The organism is Treponema sp. UBA3813, assembly GCA_002368605.1.
Classification (GTDB): Bacteria; Spirochaetota; Spirochaetia; order Treponematales; family Treponemataceae; genus Treponema_D.
Window position 1 is genome coordinate 1 of the sequence record DFEB01000034.1, and the last position, 3040, is coordinate 3040.

At 41.6% G+C, this 3040-nt stretch carries 3 protein-coding genes; all 3 read left to right on the top strand.

The genetic code is table 11. The annotated features are described in order from the left end of the window. Positions 1–401 (top strand): hypothetical protein (locus tag B2089_RS05910; RefSeq protein ID WP_296686324.1); only part of this gene is annotated, 401 nt, incomplete at its 5' end. A 672-nt stretch (positions 402–1073) separates the two neighbouring features. After that, entirely contained in the window at positions 1074–1430 is a 357-nt protein-coding gene (locus B2089_RS05915; RefSeq protein WP_296686326.1) for an arsenate reductase family protein, read from the top strand. 174 nt (positions 1431–1604) lie between these two features. Continuing rightward, positions 1605–3002, top strand: a complete 1398-nt coding sequence (locus B2089_RS05920) for a Wadjet anti-phage system protein JetA family protein (protein WP_296686327.1) — start codon at positions 1605–1607, stop codon at positions 3000–3002. The last annotated feature ends 38 nt before the right edge of the window (positions 3003–3040 follow it).

Sequence of the window (3040 nt, forward strand, 5' to 3'; positions counted from 1 at the left end):
TTGATTCTTCTTTTGTTGGAACAGAAGTTTTTGATTCAGATAACAGGCTGGATAATTTTTATTGTGAAATTCCATTTCCTTTTAATGACGGCGACCTTGTTCAAGATTTGTCGAGCGGAAAAATTGGTGTCGTAAATCATCTTGGAGGAGAGAAAAACGGGAAGTTAAAAAACATCTGCAAGCGTTGCCGCGATTCGAGTGACATAACCGTACCTGTTGATTGCCTGGATGATGATGGAAATTTTGTTTACGAATCCTTTTTTACTCCCTGTGTAGATTATGCTCCGCGCATGAACGAATCAAATGCTGACGTTGAATTTTTATCAGAAGCATCGCTTTTAGTGCAGGGCAAAGGTTCTTTGGAATATTTTTGTGACTTGGTAAGAAAACGGATATCGTAGTGGCACGGACTTAGTTTGGCATAATGAAGGCGGTGGTTTGGGAGGCGATTTTTTGTAGTTCCTTGTAAACCATTTATTAAGATTCCTTTGCTTGAAAAGAACTACGGAAATTTCTGAGCAGAATCTGAAGTCGTTCATGTTCAGGCTAATTGTCATCGCGTCGATGAGCTTCAGATTTTCATTTCCTTCCTACTTCCCTTTCTGCAGAGGAATTTGTAATGCTCAATCATGTGGAAATCACCAACACTCGACGCAGAGCGGCGGAGGTATTGAACCCTCTGCTTGAATAAAATTTCTGGAACAGCTCGCAGGGACGCTTTTCATTTGCATGCGCAAGGTTCGCCCTCGTGATATGAGAACTGACACAGGCGTGGTACAGGTCGCTGTCGCTGGTAATTGTGCTGAAACTGTGATAGAGTATAAGTTAAGTCCTTGTCTGTAAGTGATTTGTGCCAGAACCATTATGGCAAGTTTTTATAAAATAGTTATGAGCCAAAAATTCCTAAAACGTCTTATTTCAGAATGTTCTCTTACTGATTTTCACAAAACGGAAATTCTACAGCAAGAAAATTGCAACTTGATAAGTAAATAGGAAAACAAAATGAAAAAGAGTAAAGGGATTCTAGAAAGGATTTTGGATTTTTAAAATACTGCGATGTAAGGAGTAAAACTATGATCAAAGTCTATTGTTACGACCGATGTTCCACATGCAAAAAGGCTCTTGCCTGGCTTGATGCAAATGATGTGGACTACAAGAAAATCGACATTAAGGGTGAACATCCGGACGAAAAGACATTGCGTGCGCTGCATAAAAAATCCGGGCTGCCGCTCAAAAAGTTTTTCAACACCAGCGGAATCCTTTACCGAGAGATGGAACTTTCCGCAAAACTTCCGGGCATGAGCGAGGATGAGCAGTTTAAGCTTTTGGCAAGTGACGGCATGCTGGTAAAAAGACCCCTGCTTGTAACCGACGATGCAGTCTGCACGGGCTTTAAAGAAGGTGAATGGAAAGCGGTTCTGAAGGTGTAAGGAAGTGATATGATTTAGATTTTTGGTACAAATCGCAAGTTCAACTTGCATTTTGTTCCGTTTTACACACCAATTTAAGTATGGTTGAAATAAAGTCTGCCTCATCCTACAACAGTGAAAGTGGGTGAAACTTTTTGCAGAATATGATAAAATCTTCTTCAATATAATATCAATATGAAGAACCTTTTTTCCGTATTGCCGCAGGATTTTTTCAAGCCTCTCGTAAGCCGATACAGGGACCAGTATGCGGACTGTCTTTTGGCAATCTACAGTTCATATAAATCAGAAATCTCTTATGGCGTGAACAGGGAAAATATTGTTGCGACCCTTACCGACTATTTCAATTCGCGGACGGATGAAATCAGTTTTGGGGATGACGACGGGGATTTCGAAAAGGATGCCAGAAGCAAGGCACAGGGGACAATCAATTATCTTAGAAACTGCGGATGGCTTGATTTTGAGGATGAAAAAAATTACGTACAAAATGTCCTTTTGACTGATAATGCCGTTTCCTTTATCCGCACGATGAATGAGGTCATCAGAAACGAGGAGACAGAATACCAGGGACTGATTTCCCAGATTCACGCGGTGTTGCAGAACGAGGAATTGTATTCAAAGCCCTACCAGTTCATTTTGAAAAACGTGGCGGCGAGCACCGAACAGCTTGTTTCCAGCCTGAAAAAACTAAGCATTTCAATCAAAAAGCACATCGACCGGCAGACCAAAAACAAGGAGCTGAATGCGGTGCTTGAACTCTTCGCGACTTACAACGATGAGATTGTGTCTAAATCGCTCTACCGCCTTAAGACCAGCGAGAACGTTGGCCGCTTCCGCCAGTCCATAAAAATAAATCTGGACAAGATGCTTTCAACCCCGCAGATAATGAACGATTTGGTGAGCGGCTACATGGAGATTGAGCAGGAGGAAAACAAGGACATTGCAAGGGAAAAGATTGTGGAAATCATTGTCGATGTAAAAAGCGCGTTTGAAAATCTTGACAAGATAATCGCTGACATTGACCGCAAGAACAATCACTACATGAAAAATGCTGCTGCCCGGGCAAAGTTTGAGCTTTCAAGCGGAACAAATCAGGAGGGAAAAATCAATTCGATTTTACGCTACCTCTCCGAGTTTTCAGATGATGATGAGGAACTTGACGGAGATTTGTTCGACGTGTTTTCCCAAAAATTCATTAGCGAAGAATCCGTCAAGAAAGTTCCCGAAAAGAAAAGCTATGATGCGGTCGCTTCCATTCAAGCGGCTGAAAGCTTGACAAGGGAAGAAAAGGAGCTCAGAAAAAAACTTTTGCAGGACAGGCAGCAGCTGAGGATTTACCGGAAGAAGATAGAAGATTTTGTCAGCGAAAGATTTGGCTCACGCAATTCATTCCTTGCATCGGAGATTAAAATAGAAAACAGGAAGGATTTTGAGACTCTGATTTATATCCGTCTCTTCGCGCAAAGCTCAAGGCACTACGGCGTAAAAAGAACAACAAACAGAGTACGCACGAACAAAGCTGAGTTCATGGACTTTGAGATAGTAAAAAAGAAAATTGCAGGAGGAAAATTGTAAATGTTTGAGCCTATGGAACCAATCGCGTCTTCAAGCAG

What these genes read in the sequence shown, in the direction of transcription:
- B2089_RS05915 (WP_296686326.1), top strand. Translation starts at nt 1,074, where the DNA reads ATGATCAAAGTCTATTGTTACGACCGATGTTCCACATGCAAAAAGGCT.
- B2089_RS05920 (WP_296686327.1), top strand. Translation starts at nt 1,605, where the DNA reads ATGAAGAACCTTTTTTCCGTATTGCCGCAGGATTTTTTCAAGCCTCTC.